The following is a 20,089-nucleotide window of genomic DNA, read 5'->3' as shown; positions in this document are numbered from 1 at the left end:
TTTCTACAAAATTAATCAAATCTTCAAGTCTCCCCAACTTTTACGCTTGATCCTAATTCCCGACCCTCTTTCATTAAAGCACAAACTATCTATCAGCTTCATTTCCGGAAAGTCTGGCGTATTATTACCAATACTGGCGGAGACTAAGGTTTGGTATATGGCATGCCATTCTGCATTACTTACAAAATTACTGTCTACCAGTACAGTTCCATTATAGTTATCCAGATTGGTTTGCTCCATAGCTACATCACGCAGCAGGCCAAAAGGTACCCTGCTGGTTTCTAAAGAAGAAAACACCTGGCCAACTTGTTGTGCAAATACATTAATTACTTCTGTACTTGCAGCCGGGATACTTAAAGTAGTGGTAATAGCACCGCTGTTGTTAGAATACCCTTCTGATACTACATAATAAGCGCCCGCAGCAAGAGATATTTTTATTGATGCCTGTAAGCCCGAACATAGTGGTCCTAAATCATCATTAGAAGCAATAATACTTCCTGAAGCATTTAAGAGGTACATATAAGTATCAAAGCCAGAAGCACAATGCGAAATACTTACTTCTGCATTGCTTGCCAAAGTAAAACCATAATAAATATCATCACTCGCTTGGCCTATATTATTTATGAATCCGTTACTTGGACTATTATTTTTAGTATCAGAAAAAGTTATACCTGGTGTTAATGTACCTGCTTGAATAGGATTGCTAATGGTAGCACCTACAGGTTGCGACCATACTTTTAGCCCTGTAAATAAGATAGCTAAAAATATGATTATGGCTATTTTAAACTTAAAAATTGGTTTCATAATGTACTGTTAAGAATCTATTAATACTTCATATCAAAACGTCCTTCTCTAACCTCTACCTTTTCTCCCGCTTCATTTACTGCATCAAACCAAAATGTACCGGATATAATCCTTTTGATTTCATCCAGTTTAGTAATTTTAAGTTGACCTCTTTTGTCTTTAACTATATAAAAATTTGGAGTTGTATATATATATTCCGCAGCTGTGTCTCCTAAAATATTTGGTAATCCTAAATTATAAATCTTATTTTCCTCAAGTTTTAGGCTATCACTGCTTAAAACAATAGTCTTGTCATAACCTTTGTTATCACTATAAGCGGACAATTTGAAATAATAGCCTTCTTGTTGATAATTTGTATAATAACATTGAAATAATGGCCCTAATCCTTGGCGTTTTAGGCTGAATACCTCCCCATTAACCAGACAACCAAAGGTGTTCCTACCTTCTTGTGTAGCTGCTGGTAAAGCATCTATTCCGGTTTTATCTTTTTTACAAGAAGATGCACTTAAGCTGAAATAGCTTATGAGTATGATGATGTATTTTAATGTTTTCATGATGTTTGTTTTTATTTTTTAACTTGATTTCGTTCTGTAGTAGGTACTATTTTATCCATTTGTGCTTCTGTAAGAATTTGCCCTAGTTTCTGATTTTTTTCTGCTATTAAAGCAGCCATTTGTCTGCTTATTTGCTGTTTGCTTAAAGTTGTATTTGCTAAAACCGCTTTGGCCTGGCTTTTATATGCATCCATAATTTGTGTAACTTTTTCTGCTTTTTCTTGGGAGATAGCCAGTTCTTTACTGATGTGCTTTGCCTGGTTGCTTTTTAAACTATCTCGTTCTTGTGCCTGGCTTATACATGCAAATAGTAGAGCAATGCTTAATAATGTGATTTTCTTTTTCATGTTTTTATTTTTTATGTTTAATAATTATTTTAAAGTTTTTTCCTTAGTTGGAATATTTTACAATCAATATTTCATATCAAAACGCCCCTCTCTTACCTTTATCTTTTCTCCCGCTTCATTTACTGCATCAAACCAAAAGGTGCCTGATAGGATTCTTTTACTCTCATCCAACTTGGTAATAGTGATTTCTCCTTTTGATATAGCGCTTGTATTATATTCATCTATTAAAGTTTCAGAATATCTTGCACTAGCATTACCATCTTTTAATTCTTCTAAGTTCAGCTTGGTATCAGAAATTAATGAAATACCAGTGGAATAGATGATTATTGAATTGCTATTTGAACTTCGAATTTTATCAGTCCCTCTTAAATAAAATCTAAACGAATTAGTTCCTGAAATGAAGGAATAGTCACATTCAAAATAAGGCGGACCAAATCCACCTCTACTTCTTGCAATAAACACCTCCCCATTAACCAGGCAACCAAAGGTATTCCTGCCTTCCTGCGTAGCTGCCGGTAAAGCGTCTATTCCAGTTTTATCTTTTTTACAAGAAGATGCACTTAAGCTGAAATAGCTTATAAGTATGATGATGTATTTTAATGTTTTCATGATGTTTGTTTTATTTTTTAATTTGATTTCGCTCTGTAGTAGGGACTATTTTACTAACGGTAACTCATATCAAAACGCCCCTCTCTTACCTCTACCTTTTCTCCAACTTCATTTACAGCATCAAACCAGAAAGTACCTGATATAATTTTTTTACTTTCATCCAGTCTAGTAATTTTTAATTCCCCAGAATTATCAGTATTTGTATAATAAGTATCAAGACTAACAGTATACCTCGCATAGCTTAAGCCTTTCATTCCAAAATTTTCAAACATATAAGTTTTATTTTGCTCAATTTTCAAAGAATCTGTATTAATAATTATACTTTTTAAGGTCGAGTTATTATCAGTTGCGGAAATAGTTAAATAATATCCTACTTTTTCATTGAAGTTTTGATAATAGTAAGAACCTCTTAATACTGGTTGTCCAACTCCTAACCCTTTAACTTTAGGAAGTAAAACCTCTCCATTAACCAGGCAACCAAAGGTATTCCTGCCTTCCTGCGTAGCTGGCGGTAAAGCGTCTATTCCAGTTTTATCCTTTTTACAAGAAGATGCACTTAAGCTGAGATAGCTTATAAGTATGATGATGTATTTTAATGTTTTCATGATGTTTGTTCTTATTTTTTAACTTGATTTCGTTCTGTAGTAGGTACTATTTTACTAACGATAACTCATATCAAAACGACCTTCCCTCACCTCTACCTTTTCTCCCGCTTCATTTACTGCATCAAACCAAAAGGTGCCTGATAGGATTCTTTTACTCTCATCCAACTTGGTAATAGTGATTTCTCCTTTTGATGTAGCGTTTGTATTATATTCATCTACTGAAGTCTTAAAATAAATGGCATTAGCATAACCATCTTGTAATTCTCGTAAGTCTAGCCTAATACCAGAAATTAATGAAATACTATTAGATGAAATTATTATTGTATTTCTATTTGAACTTTGAATTCTATCACTTCCTCTTAAGTAAAATCTAAAAGAATTAGTTACAGAATTGAAACCATATTCACAAGCGAAGTAAGGAGGTCCAAATAAACCTCTGGTTCTTGCAATAAAAACCTCCCCATCAACCAAGCAACCAAAGGTATTCCTGCCTTCCTGCGTAGCTGCCGGTAAAGCGTCTATTCCGGTTTTGTCTTTTTTGCATGAAGATGCACTTAAACTGAGATAGCTTATAAGTATGATGATGTATTTTAATGTTTTCATAGTTTTTCATAAGTAGATAGAAATTATTTTTGCACTTATTCTAGTACTATCTTTTTGGCTTCATTTAAATTTTTACCTGATAATTTAATTAAGAAAATACCTTTTTGTAATGGGGGAAGTACTGTTTCATAACTTTCTATTTGCTGTTTTAATTCTTGTCTAAATATTTCTTTACCTAACATATCTATCAAAGAAACTGTACCCAAAAAGGGCTCATAAAACACCAATTTTAACTTCCCATCCTCCACCTTAACATCATAGGTATCATCAGCTTGAGTTTTAGCGGCAACTATTTTACTGGTATTATACGTACCATCTTGGTCATAAGTAACGATACGGTAATAAACTGTTCCCCGCTCCTGATGATAGTCATCAAAACTATAATACTTTAAAGTTTGGCTATTTCCTGCTGCTATCTGGGTATGTATAGCATTAAAATCTTTACCATTTACAGATTTTTCTACCACAAAATGTTTCACATTTTGCTCGCTTAAGGTTTCCCAAACAATGGTATTTTTATTAAAACCTTGTTTTATACTTATATCTTTTAAGGTAACTGGTAAAACATAATTCTTTTTGGCATAAGCAAAAGCTCTTATCTGCGTAAGCGTACCTACTATTAAATCGTACTCATACTCGTAAACAGCATTTTTACCAATAGTTTCTGTTCGTAAAGGCGACATATAACCTGTAGATGAACTGGTTGCGCCACCACCCTGCGCACCATTATAACCTCCAACAAAATAGGTTGATGAGCCGTTATAAACTCCTACGCCCCAATGATTTGCATCTACCAAAGCTGCCCAATGTTCTGGTGTTGTCCAATAAGCCCAAGGTGGCCCGGCATTGGTAATTTTGTTGGGTGCTGCGCTGGTAAATGGCGCATTACCTGTATAGGTGTATAAATTGTATAAATCGCCAATGATATATACTGCCGGGAGCTCTTGATGTCTAGGGATCTCGCTCCATCGGTTATCTGTTCTAAATACAGTGAGTTTGTTTTTAACATGTATAGTATTGCCTCTTAAAGACAACCACATTTCCATGTGGCATTGTGCCAATTCATTATTCATATCCCATAACAATGGCTGGGTTTTAGTGTAAATGGTACTATCTGTAAAAGAGCTTGCCAATACTGGCGATGAATTATTATAAACATCACCTACTTGTATGGGGTTCCAGTTCCATGGCGACCATGACGGATGCTGCCCTTCTGCCAGCCTATTAATGGCAGAGCCTGCATAGTAAGATTGCTGTATATATCTACCTCTATCATAAATATTAACCAAATTCTTATTATCTGATGATTTTGAAAGGTAAGAAATAGCGCCACCCATTAATAAATCGGCCTTAACTTTTAAAATACCATTATCCACCACAAGTGTATAGGCATCATTCGTAAGTTTGATATAATCTATAGCTACTGAGGTATTGCTAGCCGGATTCCCAGGGTCTAATCTGATTTGCTTGATGGTACCCTGCCAAGCTGTTACCGAGCTAAAATCAAAAACATATTCTTTTTGTGTAGCTAAATTGGGAGTAATAGGTATCTGAATCAACTTAGCCGAGTTATAGGTTTGATCTGTATTGGTAATCCAATAAATCTGAAAGGCAGATTGATTGGTATTATTTTGAACCCTTATTCTAATAGTTTTAATCAACGATGCATTGATATTTAAATTATTGGGAGAATAAATATAAGGGTCGGCCCCGGTTGCTGTTAAAGTTAAAATGCCATTGTTTACACTACTTGTTAAGCTATTGGTATTGCCCCAGCCTTCTGTAGTAGTATCAAAATTCCACTCGGCTTGCGCTATAACTTTTGAACAAGACAAGATGAAGCAAATACCTAATAAAAGTTTTTTCATGTTTGAGGTTTACTTTGTTGATTAAAATTTGATTGTAGTTTTGAGTTTTTCATCAGCTGCATGGCTACCCAAAACCAACTCATACTGGCCGGCATTTAACAGCATCATCTTTTGTTTTACCGACCATTTTTTCAGTTCTTCTACAGGTATTTCTAGACTAACGGTTTGCTCTTCTCCTGCTTTTAAACTTATTCTTTTAAAAGCTTTAAGCTCTTTTAAAGGAAAATCTGGATGTGGTGGATATTTCATATAAGCTTGCACCACTTCATCTGCATCTGTTTCGCCAGTATTTTTTACTTTAATAGCGAAAGAAATACCTTTAGCAGTGATTTTCATTTTTTGTGCAGGAGGTGTTACCCAGCTATATGCAAAAGAAGTATAGCTTAGCCCGTAACCAAATGGATATTGCACTTTACCTTTAAAGTAGCGATAGGTACGTCCTTTTACATCATAGCTTTCGTAAGGAGGTAAATCTGCCAGAGATTGGTAAAAAGTAACAGGTAATTTCCCTGATGGAGAAACCTTACCAAACAAGATATCAGCCAAAGCATTTCCGCCTTGTTCGCCAGGATACCAAGCTAAAATGATAGCATCAGCGTAAGCCTGAATAGCAGCTATATCTACCGCACTACCCGCCGTTACTACGGCAACTAAAGGTTTACTTGGATTCTTAGTTTTAAGCTCTTTAAGTAACGCTAAATGCGCTTTAGGAATATCCAAGCCACTTTTATCACCACCTTTCTCAGATAAAAAGGCGTCATGCTCCTCGCCTTCTAAAACAGGGGTTAAACCTACCATAGCAATGGTTAAATCACTTTGTCCAGCAGCCCAAATACCGCCAAATCTTAGGGTATCTGTATAATCGCTCCCTTGTTCATACTGTACGGCCACGGCAGGACCAGCAGCAGCCGTAATACCCTCAATAAAAGTGACTAGGTTTTCTGATACCCCGTGATAATTGCCCAATAATGGCCCCACAGAACCTGCATTAGGACCAATAACAACAATAGATTGGTATTTTTGAGTCTTTAATGGTAGTAATTGCTTATCATTTTTAAGCAAAACCATACTTTGCTGTGCTGCTTTTCTGCTTAAAGCAATATGCTTGGCAGACTGTATATCTTGCTCATTTAAATGGCTGTAAGGATTGCTTTTAGCATCATCATAAAAACCTAATTTAAATTGTGTTCTTAATAAGCCTGCCAAAGCCTTGTTGATTTCATTTTCTGTAATGAGTTTTTGCTTAACAGCTTCTAATAAATCTTTCTGTACCAGCTCAGAACAATCAAGGTTTACACCTGCTTTAAGGGCTGCGGCGGCAACTTCAACTGGGTTTTTCAATACCTGATGACCTTTATAGATATCATCCAAAGCCCAGCAATCAGCCACTACATGACCTTTAAATTGCCATTCTTCTCTTAAAATCTTGTTTAACAAAAGGTTATTAGAACAGCAAGGCACATCATTTAAACGGTTATAAGCACACATGACAGATTCTACACCTGCATTTACTAGCTTTTTAAAGGCGTATAAATAGGTTTCTCTTAAATCTTTCTCGCTTACTTGTGCATTAAAAGAATGCCGCACCACCTCTGGCCCGCTATGGGCTGCAAAATGTTTAGCACATGCTGCTGTTTTAAGATAGTTAGGATGATTACCTTGCAAACCTTTCACAAAAGCAACCCCCATTTTGGAAGTTAAAAAAGGGTCTTCGCCATAAGTTTCTTGTCCACGTCCCCAACGTGGATCTCTAAAGATATTAATATTTGGAGACCAAAAAGTTAAGCCCATATACTGGCTACGGTTGCCTCGGGCAATGGCTAAATTATATTTAGCTCTGGCTTCTGTAGAAATTACATCAGCTATTTCTTGTACCAATGGGTCGTTAAAAGTAGCTGCCATAGCTATAGCCTGAGGAAAAACTGTAGCCTTACCTGCTCTGGCAACACCATGTAAACCTTCATTCCACCAGTTATAAGCTGGAATACCTAAACGCGAAACTTCTTTACTTTGATAGCCTAGTAAAGAAACTTTCTCTTCTAAAGTTAATTGGCTAATTAAATGTTGAACACGACTTTCTAGAGGTTGGCTACTGTCTTTATAAATCTGGGCTTGTACAGCAATCGTAAAAGAAAAACTTAGTCCTATAAAGGCAAGATGCTTAGTAAAAATTTTCATCATATTTTTGAATGAACAGACTTATAGTCTTATTTAGGTTCATTCAAAAATAGCTTAGTGTAATTATTAAGCTTTGTACTAGAGTAACAGAGTTATGTACAGGAGTTCCAAAATGATATTTAACTACTTGGTAACCTGTAACCAGCTCTATACTCGGCAGGCGAACAATTATACTTCTTCTTAAACTCTCTGTAGAAGTGAGATTGATTGCTAAAACCTGTTTTATAGAAAATCTCTGAAACTGAAAAATCAGAATTTTCTAATAATGTAGCCGCATGCTGCAACCTGATGTTTTTGATCAACTCGCCCGGCGTCATATTAGATAAAGCTTTCAGTTTTCTATAGAAATTGGCTTTACTCATACCCAATTTATCTTCTAGCATTACAGCGTCTAAATTCTCATCATCCAGATGAGCTTCTATTAAAGTAATAATTTGCTCTAAAAACTCTTTATCACCATCTTTCATCCCTACATCTGGTATTTTTATTGGCGATTGCTCTTTATTAAACAAATCATGCAACCTTTGTTGATATTCTAGGAGCTTCCTAATCCTTACCAATAAATGCTCTGTTTGAAAAGGTTTTGGTATATAAGCATCGGCGCCAGCCTCATAACCTTCTGTTTTCTGCTCCATGGTTCCTCGGGCAGATAAAATAACGAAAGGTATATGGCAAGTTTCCGGAGTACTTTTAATAATGTTACACACTTCTAAACCACTCATATCAGGCATCATCACATCACTCACAATTAAATTAGGAATAACTTTTCTTACAATTTCAAGCGCCTTTTTACCATTACTAGCTTCATAGATATTGTATGTATCTTTCAAAATATCTTTCAATAAGAATCTGATAGAAGGCTCATCTTCAATAATGAGTACACTTTTCTTTTCTTGCTTATCTAAAGTGGTTAAAACAGCTTGTTTATTATTCTCTGTGATAACTTTCTCCTCTCCTTTTTCTTGCTCTATAGCCATAGAAGTTAATAAATAAGAAGGGGTTTCAAGCTTTTCTATGTTATCTTCTAATTTTTCTTTTTCAGTAGGGATGTAATAAAGCGGTAATAAAACTTTAAAAGAAATCCAATCGTTTTCTGATGCTACATGAATACTACCTTTTAGCAAGGATACCAGTTCACGTGTAAAAGCCAAGCCAATACCAGAGCTTATCTTACTTTGTTGGGTATCATCTACCACAAAAAATCTATCAAACAAACTGTTAAGCTCTTCTTCAGAAAGGTTATTACCAAAATTAGCCACAATAATCTCTAACTGATTATTGTCTTTTAATTGCTGAATAGAAAAAGTAATCTGCTTACCCGGAAGTGTATGTTTAAAGGCATTGGATAAGAGATTGAAAATAATTTTTTCGAGCTTATCCTTATCTATCCAGAGTTCAATATTTTCTTCAATTTTCACAGAAAAATCAAACTTATTTTGGTCGTTTAGCTGTGAAAATAATTCAGTAATATTTGATAAAAGCTTAGATACATTCAAGTAACTGTAATGATTTTTAAGATGCCCTGATTCTGCTTTTCTAAATTCTAATAATTGATAAACCAAATAATTTAAGCGAGATGCTTGTTGGTTAACAATAGATAAGAAATAATCATTTCCAGATTTTATATCGGCTTTAGTTTTGATGAAATAACGCTCTAAAGCGCCTAAAATTAAAGTTAATGGTGTTTGTAGTTCATGTGCAATATTGGTAAAGAAATTAAGTTGCTCTTGATGTATTTCTTCATCTTTTTCACGTAGCATGTGCTCCATAGATAATTTATATTGCATCATGACTTTATTTTTTCTGTAACGATAAAAGGCTAAGCCAGCACCTAAAATAATCAAGAAATAAACTAAAAAAGCGGGCCATGTTAACCAAAAATATTGTTTGATATGGATATCAAAAGCCTCTATTTCATTAGTCCATACACCACTACCGTTAGACCATTTTACTTTTAATGTGTAATTACCAGGAGTAATATTGCTATAACTTATTCTATTATCTTCCCCTAAATAATGCCATACTTTATCATTACCCTCAAGAAAATACGCATATTGACATTTTTCAGCTCCGATATAATCAATAGCTTTTAATTTAAGTTCAAAAAAGTCATCTCCAGGTTCTAAAGTATATTTGGGAGTTGCCTCATTTACTTTATAATTTAATACATGAAAACCAGATTCTTTTTCTGATTTACCTGCCATTTGAACCTCTGTTAGCAATAAATTAGGTAAATAGCTGTTAGACTTTATGTTTTCAGGTAAGAAATAGTTAAAGCCATAAATGCCTCCGAAAAACAAATAGCCTTGTTTATTTTTATAAACAGCATTATCACTAAACTCATCACTTTGTAGGCCATCTGTAGCTTTAAACCTTACTATTTGTAAAGATTTTGGATTAATCTTTACCAAGCCTTTGTTGGTACTTGCCCAAATAAAACCTTCATTATCTTGTGTTATGGTATGTATGGTATTATTGGGCAATCCATTTTCTGTAGTTATCTTCTTGAAAATTGGTTTTTCGGCACTTAAATCCTGTTCTGTTATATAATTAAGTCCGTAACTGGTACCAATCCAAATGGTATTACTTTTATCCTTATAAACTGATAAAACATCGTTATTAGACAAACTTCCTTCATAGGAAAATGCCTTTAATGTTTTAAACTTCTTTGCTTTTTTATCAAAAATACTTAATCCGCCGTATCGGCATCCTACTAATAGTTGGTTTCTACTACCATTCTCTAAAGTATAAATTACATTATTACCCGGCCCCAAATTATCACCAGTATAAGGATACCTTTTGAGATAAGTTATTTCTGGAGAACCGTTAGCCGACTTTTTTATTTTAAGATGAATTAATCCGTAGGTTTCCAAGCCTAACCATACAGAACTATCTCTATCTATGAGTATGCTATGTATCGAGTTAAATAAAGGATATTGATCATGGCCTTTAACCTCATTCCATTTATACCATTTTTTATCTTTTAAATCATAAATGGTAATCCCCAAAGCATCAGAACCTACATATACATAATCATTAGCGGCTTTTTCTATTGCGTAAACACAATTATCCAATAAATCAGAAACCGAGTAGAAACTTCTTATCATGTTATAAGAAGCATTTACTTTACCTAGATTTTTAATGGTGATGATACCATTTCCTTTAGTTCCTATCCAAAGCTCATCATTTACTTCATTAAAAGCTCTTATAGGAATATTAATGCTGTTTCCTCCTGGCAATTGTTTTACCGAACCAAAGTGATTTTCTTCTTCTGAAAGTTTTAATACACCACTACCATCAGTACCTACCCAAAGCATGCCTTGATTGCCTACTTGTAATGAGGTAACACGCATATTTGCTATTGCAGGAATTTCTTTATTAACTGTAGTAAGTGTTTTAAAATCCTTAGTATACTCGCCCAAACCTTTAGAAGACCACGCTAAAAAGTAATTCCCTTTATAATAAGCCATAGACCTTATTGCAAAAGGCAAACTAGCAACCTGCTTAAAATTTAAACCATTACCTTGGTAAAGCTTTTTATCTGTTGTAGTATAAAAAAACTGATTATTGGTATAATATATATCACTAATATCCCTACTTACATTTAACCTGATTTTAACAAAGCCTACTTTGGTTTTCTGAAAAGCTTGTAAGTTTCCGTTAGCCTGATGTATCCATAATCTATTTTGTTTATCAATAATAATTTTAATGATTTTACCCGCTTGTAATCCTTTTAGATTTAATGGTTTAAAAATATCTTCTTCTTCATGATAAACACTTAATTTCTGTTCTGATTTTGCAGTGCCATATATAACGCCATCTTTATCAATATCAATGATAAAGCCTTCATCAATAACTTTATTCTTACTATTTCTATTATAAAAATAGTGCTTATAATTACCTGTTGATTTACTGTATTTAGAAACCCCCTCTATGGTAGCAATCCAAATATTCTTTTCTTTATCTTCTTTAATTTCATAAATCACGTTACTACCTATACTCTTGATTGGATTACCTTGACTATAATTAAAAACATGAAAAGAAGAGCCATCAAAAACATTTAGTCCATCCCAAGTTCCTAACCAAATTAAATTATCAGAATCTTCGTAAATAACGTTTAAACAGCTATTTGATAAACCAGTGCTGTTATCTAATCTTTGCGAGTAATAATTAATTTGAGCATGGGTAGAAGTACTCCTGGTAATTAGAAGCATTAATCCCAAAAAGAAAATAAATTTAGGATAGCAGGTTAAACAAGAATATTTTTTAGTGATTAAACTCTTCATCTGATTCATAAAAACCCTCTAATAATCTTACTAACTGAGTTTATAAATTGGCTTGGTTTATTAAAAACTAATTTAGGAAAATAATTTAACTTCTATCAGGAAATAGTGTTACAATCTGAAAAACATTCAATAGGATTATTTTTTTTATGATTAAAAATCATAAAAGGAAAAAAAAAGCAGCCTTTACAGCTGCTTTTTTGTGCTTTGCGGAGAGAGCGGGATTCGAACCCGCGGTACCGTTTCCAGTACGACAGTTTAGCAAACTGTTCCTTTCGGCCTCTCAGGCACCTCTCCTTTTTTTAAATGATATTATTTTGTTTCAACCAGATATAACCATCTATAGATTTAAAATAATATTCTCTTTTTTGAGCTTCTGACCTTGTTTCGTATTCTTCCTTATAAATAAGTACGAATGGTGTTCTACTCTTTGTAGATTTGACTTTGCCACTATTGTGCATCGTTAATCTTTTTTCTATATTACCACAACTACCATAATAATATCTACCGTCTTTAATAGATTTTAAAATGTAAGTGATATACATATCTTATCACAATTTTAGTTTAGCTCCAAAGGAGTCCCTTTGGGACAAACTGTTCCTTTCGGCCTCTTTCCGAAGGAATCCCTTCGGGACAGGCACCTCTCCTTCCCTATTGGGTGTGCAAATATAACAATACGAATATATCTACAAAAAGAAATTTTAATTCTATTGTCGGTAATCTATCCTTACATGGTAGATACCCATCAGCATCGTTTTGAAAATCAGCTTGATAGTCTCAATTTCTTTCAATGTAATATTACTATCATTTAATTGATTTTGCTCTAGTTTATAATCAATAATACGTTCTACCAGGTTATTGATGCTCTCTGCATCGGGTTCTTTTAAGCTTCTAGAGGCTGCTTCTACAGAATCTGCTAACATCAATACAGCAGTTTCTTTGCTAAAAGGGATTGGCCCAGGATAACGGAATGTATTTTCATCAACAATCTTTTCTGGGAAATTCTTTAAAAACGACTGGTAAAAATAATCTACTCTGGTATTCCCATGATGTGTCCTGATAAAATCTATAATCACTTCTGGCAGGTTATGTCTTCGGGCTAATTCTACACCATTTACCACATGCCTGATGATAATTTGAGCACTTTCTTCATAAGGTAATTTATCATGCGGATTTAAACCTTTATTTTGGTTCTCGATAAAAAACTGTGGATTTTCCATCTTCCCAATATCATGATAAAGCGCTCCTGCCCTTACCAACAAAGCATTACCGCCAATTTTAAAAATGGCAGATTCTGCCAAATTAGCTACTTGTAAAGAATGCTGAAAGGTACCCGGTACTTTATAAGCCAACTCTCTTAATAAAGTAGAATTAGTATTGGTTAACTCCATTAAAGTAATATCTGAGGTAATACCAAACATCTTCTCAAACAGATAAATTAATGGATAAGCCAATAAAGAAAGTAATACACTAAAAATAAATGGCAGAAACTTTAACCATTCTACAGATGCCAAGGCCCCTTCTCTGATTAAAGAAATACCCAAATAAGATATAAAATAGGTAAGCAATATCAATAAAGCACTAATCAGAAACTGCTCTCTGCGTACCAAGTTTTTAATACTATAAATAGATACCATACCCGCAGAAATTTGTAAAAAAGCAAACTCGAAGCTATTTGGCACAAAGAAACTCGCTATTAATACCACCAATAAGTGGATGTTCATAGCCAAACGAGTATCAAATAATATCCTGATGATGATAGGAACTATACAGTAGGGTATGTAATATAAACTTGGTAGTTTCATTCTGATAGACCAAGATAGAAATAACAACATCCCGGTTACAACCAATAAGATTAAAGAGATTTGTCTGTTATCCTGAAAAATATCTTTTCTAAATAGGTAAAGAAAAACCATCAGTAAAGACACAATAAGTGCAACTAATAAAAACTGACCTAAAAGCACTAAATTTCTATCTCCCGTTACTCTTGCATTCTCCTCATAAGCTAAACGTAAAGATTCTAGTTTTTGATAAGCCTCATCATTGATGGTAGAACCATTTTCAATAATCACCTCACCCTTTTGCACCATACCTCTGGTAGAGGAAACATTCTCTATAGCTTGCTTTTGTAAGCTTTCTGTAAAGCGTTCATCTAATAAAATATTTGGCGTTATCCTATCTTTAAGAACGTTTACTAGAATATCAGTTCTTACTTTTTTATTCTCAACCACACGTTCGCTGGCCAAAGAAAAAGCCGATGTTGTGGTTAATAAAGTTGCTGTACTTACTTCTGTTTTCACGTTGTTTTTCAACAACATGATTAAATAGTTAGCATTATCTTTTTCTTTCTGATAATTCTTATTTAATCCAATAACACCTTTTTGATAGATATTTTTTAATAGCTCAAAACCAAATTCAAAAGTTCTTTCTTTGTAATCATCATCGGGTAAACCTGCAGAACGCCATTTGGCTTCAAAATCTGCCTGATACTCGCTTAACTGTACTTCTAAAACCTTATCATCTAAACGGTAAACAGGCAAAATAGACTTTAAGATATTATCCTTATCAGATTTTATCTCTTGTGTAGTTTTTCTGATAGCGAAATTATAAGGCGATATTAAGTCATCATGCATCCAAACCACACCCTTTTCAAATTCATATTTGAATCTGGCTTGTTTGGGTAATATAGCAGTGATAAACAGGATGCTAAACACCATTAAAACATATTTAAGGGCATAGGCATATTTCCTATAAATAATCTTGTGCGAATCTCTGTTGATAGTAGCCACTTGTATAATTTGTTCAAAAATAGGATATTAATTATAAAATACCGATTTACATGCTATAAGAATATCGGTATCACTTGTGTTTTAAAACTAACAAAGGCCAAGCCTATTTTTATTGAGCATAAAAAAACCCGCATTTGCGGGCTTCTCCTTATATTTTTTCTCCTTTAGCTAATTTCTCTTTCCTGTGGTCTTGCCATAAGTAATGCATCAAAGTATTTAGAACTACAGCATTCCAATCATGATGTAAGCTTAATTTTACTTTTTTTCGCTTATCGCTGATGCTATCCACATGCAAAATACCTTTATCCAGATAATATTTAATATCGTTCCAATGCACCAGCTCCGTTTTAATTTTACCCCAAAACCACGTTTTATAAGTCATCATAAAACCTTGATTACTTACGGTTGTAGTCCCGATATCAAAAGTTTCTCCGGCGTTTAAAATCTCAATAAAATGGCTTACCAAATACTTTTTAACGTACTGCCACAAGCCAGACATAATGTAATAATAGGTATGATCTTCTTCTAAAAGCTCCTCAACCTTACTACTACTAAACTTTATACTGATGTTTTTTCCATCCTTAGCCTGCACATCAATGGTGTATTCTTTTCTTTCAGGCTTTTTTGCCGAGCCAATTAAAGAAACACCGTAACGTATTGCCGAAACATCTGCACAAGCAATAGTGCTTTGGTTAACCTCAATAAATTCTTTATTGATTTTTACTTTCTGTTTCGATGAAGGGATGACGATATCAACGTCAAAATTGTGTTGCTGCATGCCTCGAATATAATAATTATGAATTAAAAAAGTGTCCCGGTACTGCCGGATTTTAATTTACCTAAATGATGATAAGCCGCTTCTGTAGCTTCCCTCCCTCTTGCTGTACGCATTAAATAGCCTTCTTGTATTAAAAAGGGCTCATAAACCTCTTCTATCGTACCTTCATCCTCACCTACTGCCGTGGCTATTGTTTTTAAGCCTACTGGGCCTCCTTTAAACTTATCTATAATGGTTGATAAGATTTTATTATCCATCTCATCTAAACCATGTTCATCTACATTAAGTGCGTTTAACGCATAACGAGCTATTTCGGTTTCAATTTCTCCATTTCCTTTTATCTGGGCAAAATCTCGAGTACGTCTTAACAAAGCATTAGCTATACGTGGCGTACCTCTACTCCTTCTCGCAATTTCATAAGCCCCTTCTTCTGTAATAGGCGTTTTTAAAATATCTGCCGAGCGCATCACAATAGAAGTCAACAACTTAGCATCGTAATATTGTAATCTAGAATTGATACCAAATCTTGCCCTTAAAGGCGAGGTTAACAAGCCAGACCTTGTAGTGGCTCCAACTAAAGTAAAAGGGTTTAAAGATATTTGTACCGACCGAGCATTGGGCCCTGTTTCCAGCATGATATCTATCTTAAAATCCTCCATGGCCGAGTATAAATACTCTTCTACTAGCGGACTTAAACGGTGTATCTCATCAATAAATAAAATATCACCTGTATCTAAATTGGTCAACAAACCTGCTAAATCACCGGGTTTATCTAATACGGGGCCGCTGGTAATTTTTATACCCACGCCCATTTCATTGGCAATAATGTGTGAAAGTGTGGTTTTACCCAATCCTGGAGGGCCATGTAATAAAACATGATCCAAAGCCTCGCCTCTTAAGCGAGCAGCTTTCACAAATATTTTAAGGTTTTCTAGAATTTTATCTTGTCCGGCAAAATCTTCAAACTCCTGCGGACGTAACACTTTCTCAACCTCTTTATCTGTAGGATTTAATCGATCTTTATTAGGATCAAGATTTTCATTCATGGGGATGAAGTTAATAAAAACACTTCTGGTTTAGAATAAGTGTATAAGATTTTTTAGAAAGCAAGTAAAATGCAGCTATTTACCGGTAGTCCTGCTAAACGCTCATACGCCTACAAGGCATTAGGCTCAAGGCCGGTATCCGCTTATATCAGGTTTAGGGTGGCAAAGCCTTAGAAACTATTAAAGTTTTATCTTCAATAATTCTTCATAAATACTTACCAACTCATCTTCTGCGCTAAAAATTTAATCAAACCGTTTGCTATATCTTGCTGCTCTTTAACACTAGGATGTCCTGCAGTATTTTTATAAGGGATAAAATGTGTGTAAATATGAGCATCTTTTAAACCTGCTACAGCTTTTTCAACATAGCCAGGCCAAGGCGAGCCTTTTTTGGTGACATCCATATTCCCTAAAATACAAACTATCTTAGCTTTAGGATATTTGCTTCTGATAGACTGCACAAAATTCTGATAAGATTTAATGATAAAATCTTCTGTTGGTGCTTGGCTACCAAAAGCAGCTTTAAAGCCCTCGGTATTGGTTCTCTTTACCAACCAAGAATCATTCTGGAATAAATTAATAACTACAACATCTGGTGTATATTGCTTAAAATCCCATCTACTAGAAGCGTCTTGAGGATTTAAGCGATCATACATTTCGGGCATAATCAAAGGAAACCAACTGATCATGATACCTATACCACTTCTGCAAATGCTATGGTATTGCGCATTAAAATGTTTAGCTGTTAAGTGTGCATAACTTAGGTAAGCATTGGTAAAGGTGCTGTCTGGAGAATCTTTACCAGAAAAATCTTCTACTGCATAACCTGCTGTTATAGAATTTCCATAAAACTCTATTTTTCTTGCTTTAGGCTTATCCGCTGCAAGAACCTTAGCTTCTTGAGGCAATTCAAAACCATAAAAAAGGGTTTTACCTCTTGTCCACTCTGTTCTTTTAAAAATTTCTATTTGATGTTTGCCCGATTTTAAATTTTGAGCAAGGATATAAGTTTTCTTTACTTTTTCTGGTCTAAAAATATAGCTGCTATCACCATCTATGATGATGTTATAGTAATTATTACCCGTTTCATCCTGAAAAGTTGCTGAGATTGCACTGCCTTGAAAATTAAGCTTCACACTTGTGGCCGACCAGTATAACTCCACTAAAGCCTTATCCTTCTTTATTCTTCCCTGATAAGCAATAGCGGTATGTTGTGCATCTATTTTTTGTTGCGCAAAAGAGGCATAAGTAACCAACCAAAAGATGATGAATAGAAAGTATTTTTTCATGCTGATTTTTGCTTATACGTTCTAAACCAACTTCTTATTTTCATTTCAATCACTCCTAAAAAGGCTTCTCTAAAAATTTTAGTCGACATTTTTGAAGTTCCTTCTGTTCTGTCTGTAAAAATGATAGGAATTTCTACTACGTTAAAACCATGTTTAATAGCCGTAAATTTCATTTCTATTTGGAAAGCATAACCTACGAACTTTATCTTATGAAACTCTATAGTTTCTAAAACCTGCTTGCGATAGCATTTAAAACCAGCCGTAGCATCTTGTATATCAATACCTGTAATTAAACGTACATATACCGATGCAAAATAAGACATCAAAACCCTGCCCATTGGCCAATTTACCACATTTACACCCTTAATATATCTTGAACCTATAGCAACATCAGCCCCAGCTACGCAAGCTTCTCTTAACCTCATTAAATCATCAGGGTTATGAGAAAAATCGGCATCCATCTCAAAAATAAATTCATAATGATGGTTTAAAGCCCATTTAAAGCCATGAATATAAGCAGTACCTAAACCTTGTTTACCACTACGTTCTTCTATAAAAAGCCTTTCGGGATAGATGCTTTGCAAATGTTTAACAATAGATGCTGTCCCATCAGGCGAGCCATCATCAATAATTAAAACATGAAATGGATGAGCTAATGAAAAAACCTTATGAATAATTTTTTCAATATTCTCTTTTTCATTATAGGTGGGAATTATAATTAAACTATCAAACAATTTGTAAATTTTTAGCCTCCAAAAATACATTTTTGGAAGCTTATACATATATCAATTCTTATTCTCTTTTTATCGTATTAATGTGCTATTGGTGCAACACCTTCTTCTGCACCGTGTGTAAGTCTTTTTAAAGGCTTAATGATGAAGAAAACCAACAGACCAAACAATATGGAAAATATGGCAATACCAGTAAAAATGGTAAGCTCGCCAGCCTCGGCAGATGCTTCTGATAAAATACCCGCAACTTTACTTCCTAAACCTGTGGCGGCAAAATAAGCCCCCATCATAAAAGCTACATACCTTTCTGGAGATAATTTTGTGATAAAAGAAAGTGCTACCGGCGATGCACAAAGCTCGCCAATGGTATGAAATAGATAAGCTAAAATTAACCAGTGCATAGCAGATTTACCAACTTCTTGGTATTCAAGGGAAGCGGCTGTCATGAAGAAAAAGCCAGAACCCATGATAATCACCCCAACAGCCATTTTAAAAATTGAAGAAGCTTCTTTACCTGCTTTAGCCCATTTTGTCCAGAAAGCACCAACTATAGTGGCAAAAATTAAAATAAAAATTGCGTTTACGCTTTGGAACCAAGATGCCGGAACTTCTGGTAAGAAACTTAAACCTATCATACGGTTGGTTTTTTGGTCGGCATAAACATTCATCAAGCCACCGGCTTGTTCAAAAGCTCCCCAAAAAACAATTATGATTAAAAAAGATAGAAAAACAACTTTCATCCTATCTTTTTCTATAGCATTACACTCGTTATACATCACCATAGCAACTCCTACGGCAAAGCTTAAACCCATAATTAACAGCCCATATTGCCAGCTAGAGGTTGCAAAAACAACTAATCCTACAGCTAACACTGCTAAAGTTGAGAACAAAGAGTTTTTCTTTTTAAAGATGTCTAAAAACAAATTTTGTTGAGGCTCGCCAGAAGTTTTATCTACCACAGCCAAATCCCCTACATGGGTTAAATATTTTTGTCCGTACAGGTACACTATTTGCCCTAAAGCCATTCCTATACCAGCCATCCCGAAACCATAATGCCAGCCATAAGTTTCGCCAACGTAACCAACTGCCAAAGCAGAAATTGCAGCACCAAGGTTTATCCCCATATAAAAAATATAAAAACCCATATCTTTTCTTCTATCGCCATTGGCATATAAACCGCCTACCATGGTAGATATATTAGGTTTTAAACATCCCACACCGGCAACAATTAAAATTAAACCTGTGTAAAAAGCCCACATTTGCTCAATAGCTAAAATGCCATGCCCTGCTACCAGTAACCAACCGCCCAACATCACCGATTTTTTCTGACCTAAATATTTATCAGCTATAATACCACCGGGAATAGAAGCTACATAAACAAACATGGTATACCAACCGTAAAGTGCATAAGCCTCGCCTTCTGTCCATCCTAAACCGGCATTTAAATCGCTTGTTTTGGCTACCAGATAAAGTACCAAGATGGCTCTCATGCCGTAGTAACTAAAGCGTTCCCACATTTCTGTAAGAAACAAGATATAAAGCCCTATGGGGTGGCCAAATAGTTCTTTTTGCTTTTCCATACAATGGTTGTGTTAGTGTGTTTTT

General features: G+C 34.6%; 16 protein-coding genes and 1 tRNA gene. All 17 read right to left on the bottom strand.

From position 1 onward, the window contains the following. Positions 1-15: 15 nt before the first annotated feature. Positions 16-804 carry a DVUA0089 family protein gene (locus tag B2745_RS12975; protein ID WP_304067366.1) on the bottom strand — a complete coding sequence of 263 codons (789 nt, stop codon included), beginning with the start codon at positions 802-804 and terminating at the stop codon, positions 16-18. A gap of 20 nt (positions 805-824) precedes the next feature. Beyond that, positions 825-1,358 (bottom strand): DUF6252 family protein, encoded by a 534-nt coding sequence (locus tag B2745_RS12970; protein ID WP_304067363.1) that lies wholly within the window; start codon positions 1,356-1,358, stop codon positions 825-827. 11 nt (positions 1,359-1,369) lie between these two features. Next, the gene (locus B2745_RS12965; RefSeq protein ID WP_304067361.1) at positions 1,370-1,705 is read right to left on the bottom strand and encodes a hypothetical protein; all 336 of its coding nucleotides are present in this window, start codon (positions 1,703-1,705) and stop codon (positions 1,370-1,372) included. A 63-nt stretch (positions 1,706-1,768) separates the two neighbouring features. Then, entirely contained in the window at positions 1,769-2,314 is a 546-nt protein-coding gene (locus B2745_RS12960; protein WP_304067358.1) for a DUF6252 family protein, read from the bottom strand. 53 nt (positions 2,315-2,367) lie between these two features. Continuing rightward, entirely contained in the window at positions 2,368-2,919 is a 552-nt protein-coding gene (locus B2745_RS12955; RefSeq protein ID WP_304067356.1) for a DUF6252 family protein, read from the bottom strand. Positions 2,920-2,973: 54 nt separating this feature from the next. Continuing rightward, positions 2,974-3,522 (bottom strand): DUF6252 family protein, encoded by a 549-nt coding sequence (locus B2745_RS12950; RefSeq protein WP_304067353.1) that lies wholly within the window; start codon positions 3,520-3,522, stop codon positions 2,974-2,976. Between the two features lie 35 nt (positions 3,523-3,557). Further along, positions 3,558-5,390 (bottom strand): T9SS type A sorting domain-containing protein, encoded by a 1,833-nt coding sequence (locus B2745_RS12945; protein ID WP_304067351.1) that lies wholly within the window; start codon positions 5,388-5,390, stop codon positions 3,558-3,560. Between the two features lie 21 nt (positions 5,391-5,411). Further along, positions 5,412-7,571, bottom strand: a complete 2,160-nt coding sequence (locus tag B2745_RS12940) for a glycoside hydrolase family 3 N-terminal domain-containing protein (RefSeq protein ID WP_304067350.1) — start codon at positions 7,569-7,571, stop codon at positions 5,412-5,414. A 116-nt stretch (positions 7,572-7,687) separates the two neighbouring features. Next, positions 7,688-11,854: a hybrid sensor histidine kinase/response regulator transcription factor gene (locus B2745_RS12935; RefSeq protein WP_304067347.1), complete on the bottom strand. Its 4,167-nt coding sequence runs from the start codon at positions 11,852-11,854 to the stop codon at positions 7,688-7,690. A 207-nt stretch (positions 11,855-12,061) separates the two neighbouring features. After that, positions 12,062-12,148: transfer RNA gene (locus tag B2745_RS12930), tRNA-Ser, on the bottom strand. A gap of 5 nt (positions 12,149-12,153) precedes the next feature. After that, complete coding sequence (locus tag B2745_RS12925; RefSeq protein WP_304067344.1) at positions 12,154-12,396, bottom strand: GIY-YIG nuclease family protein; 243 nt, start codon at positions 12,394-12,396, stop codon at positions 12,154-12,156. A gap of 162 nt (positions 12,397-12,558) precedes the next feature. Then, entirely contained in the window at positions 12,559-14,568 is a 2,010-nt protein-coding gene (locus tag B2745_RS12920) for an HD family phosphohydrolase (RefSeq protein WP_304067376.1), read from the bottom strand. Between the two features lie 220 nt (positions 14,569-14,788). After that, positions 14,789-15,418, bottom strand: a complete 630-nt coding sequence (locus B2745_RS12915) for a hypothetical protein (RefSeq protein WP_304067341.1) — start codon at positions 15,416-15,418, stop codon at positions 14,789-14,791. Between the two features lie 23 nt (positions 15,419-15,441). Continuing rightward, positions 15,442-16,464: a Holliday junction branch migration DNA helicase RuvB gene (ruvB, locus tag B2745_RS12910; RefSeq protein ID WP_026904982.1), complete on the bottom strand. Its 1,023-nt coding sequence runs from the start codon at positions 16,462-16,464 to the stop codon at positions 15,442-15,444. A 215-nt stretch (positions 16,465-16,679) separates the two neighbouring features. Continuing rightward, the gene (locus B2745_RS12905; protein ID WP_304067338.1) at positions 16,680-17,753 is read right to left on the bottom strand and encodes a GDSL-type esterase/lipase family protein; all 1,074 of its coding nucleotides are present in this window, start codon (positions 17,751-17,753) and stop codon (positions 16,680-16,682) included. Beyond that, positions 17,750-18,535 (bottom strand): polyprenol monophosphomannose synthase, encoded by a 786-nt coding sequence (locus B2745_RS12900; RefSeq protein WP_414691935.1) that lies wholly within the window; start codon positions 18,533-18,535, stop codon positions 17,750-17,752. Before B2745_RS12900 ends, B2745_RS12905 begins: the two co-directional genes overlap by 4 nt. A gap of 29 nt (positions 18,536-18,564) precedes the next feature. After that, on the bottom strand, positions 18,565-20,064 hold the full coding sequence (locus tag B2745_RS12895; RefSeq protein ID WP_304067335.1) for a peptide MFS transporter: 1,500 nt from the start codon (positions 20,062-20,064) through the stop codon (positions 18,565-18,567). Positions 20,065-20,089 lie beyond the last annotated feature (25 nt).

The sequence above is a fragment of the Pedobacter glucosidilyticus genome, from assembly GCF_002483235.1.
GTDB lineage: Bacteria > Bacteroidota > Bacteroidia > Sphingobacteriales > Sphingobacteriaceae > Pseudopedobacter > Pseudopedobacter glucosidilyticum_B.
This window is presented reverse-complemented; position numbering and strand designations above follow the sequence as displayed.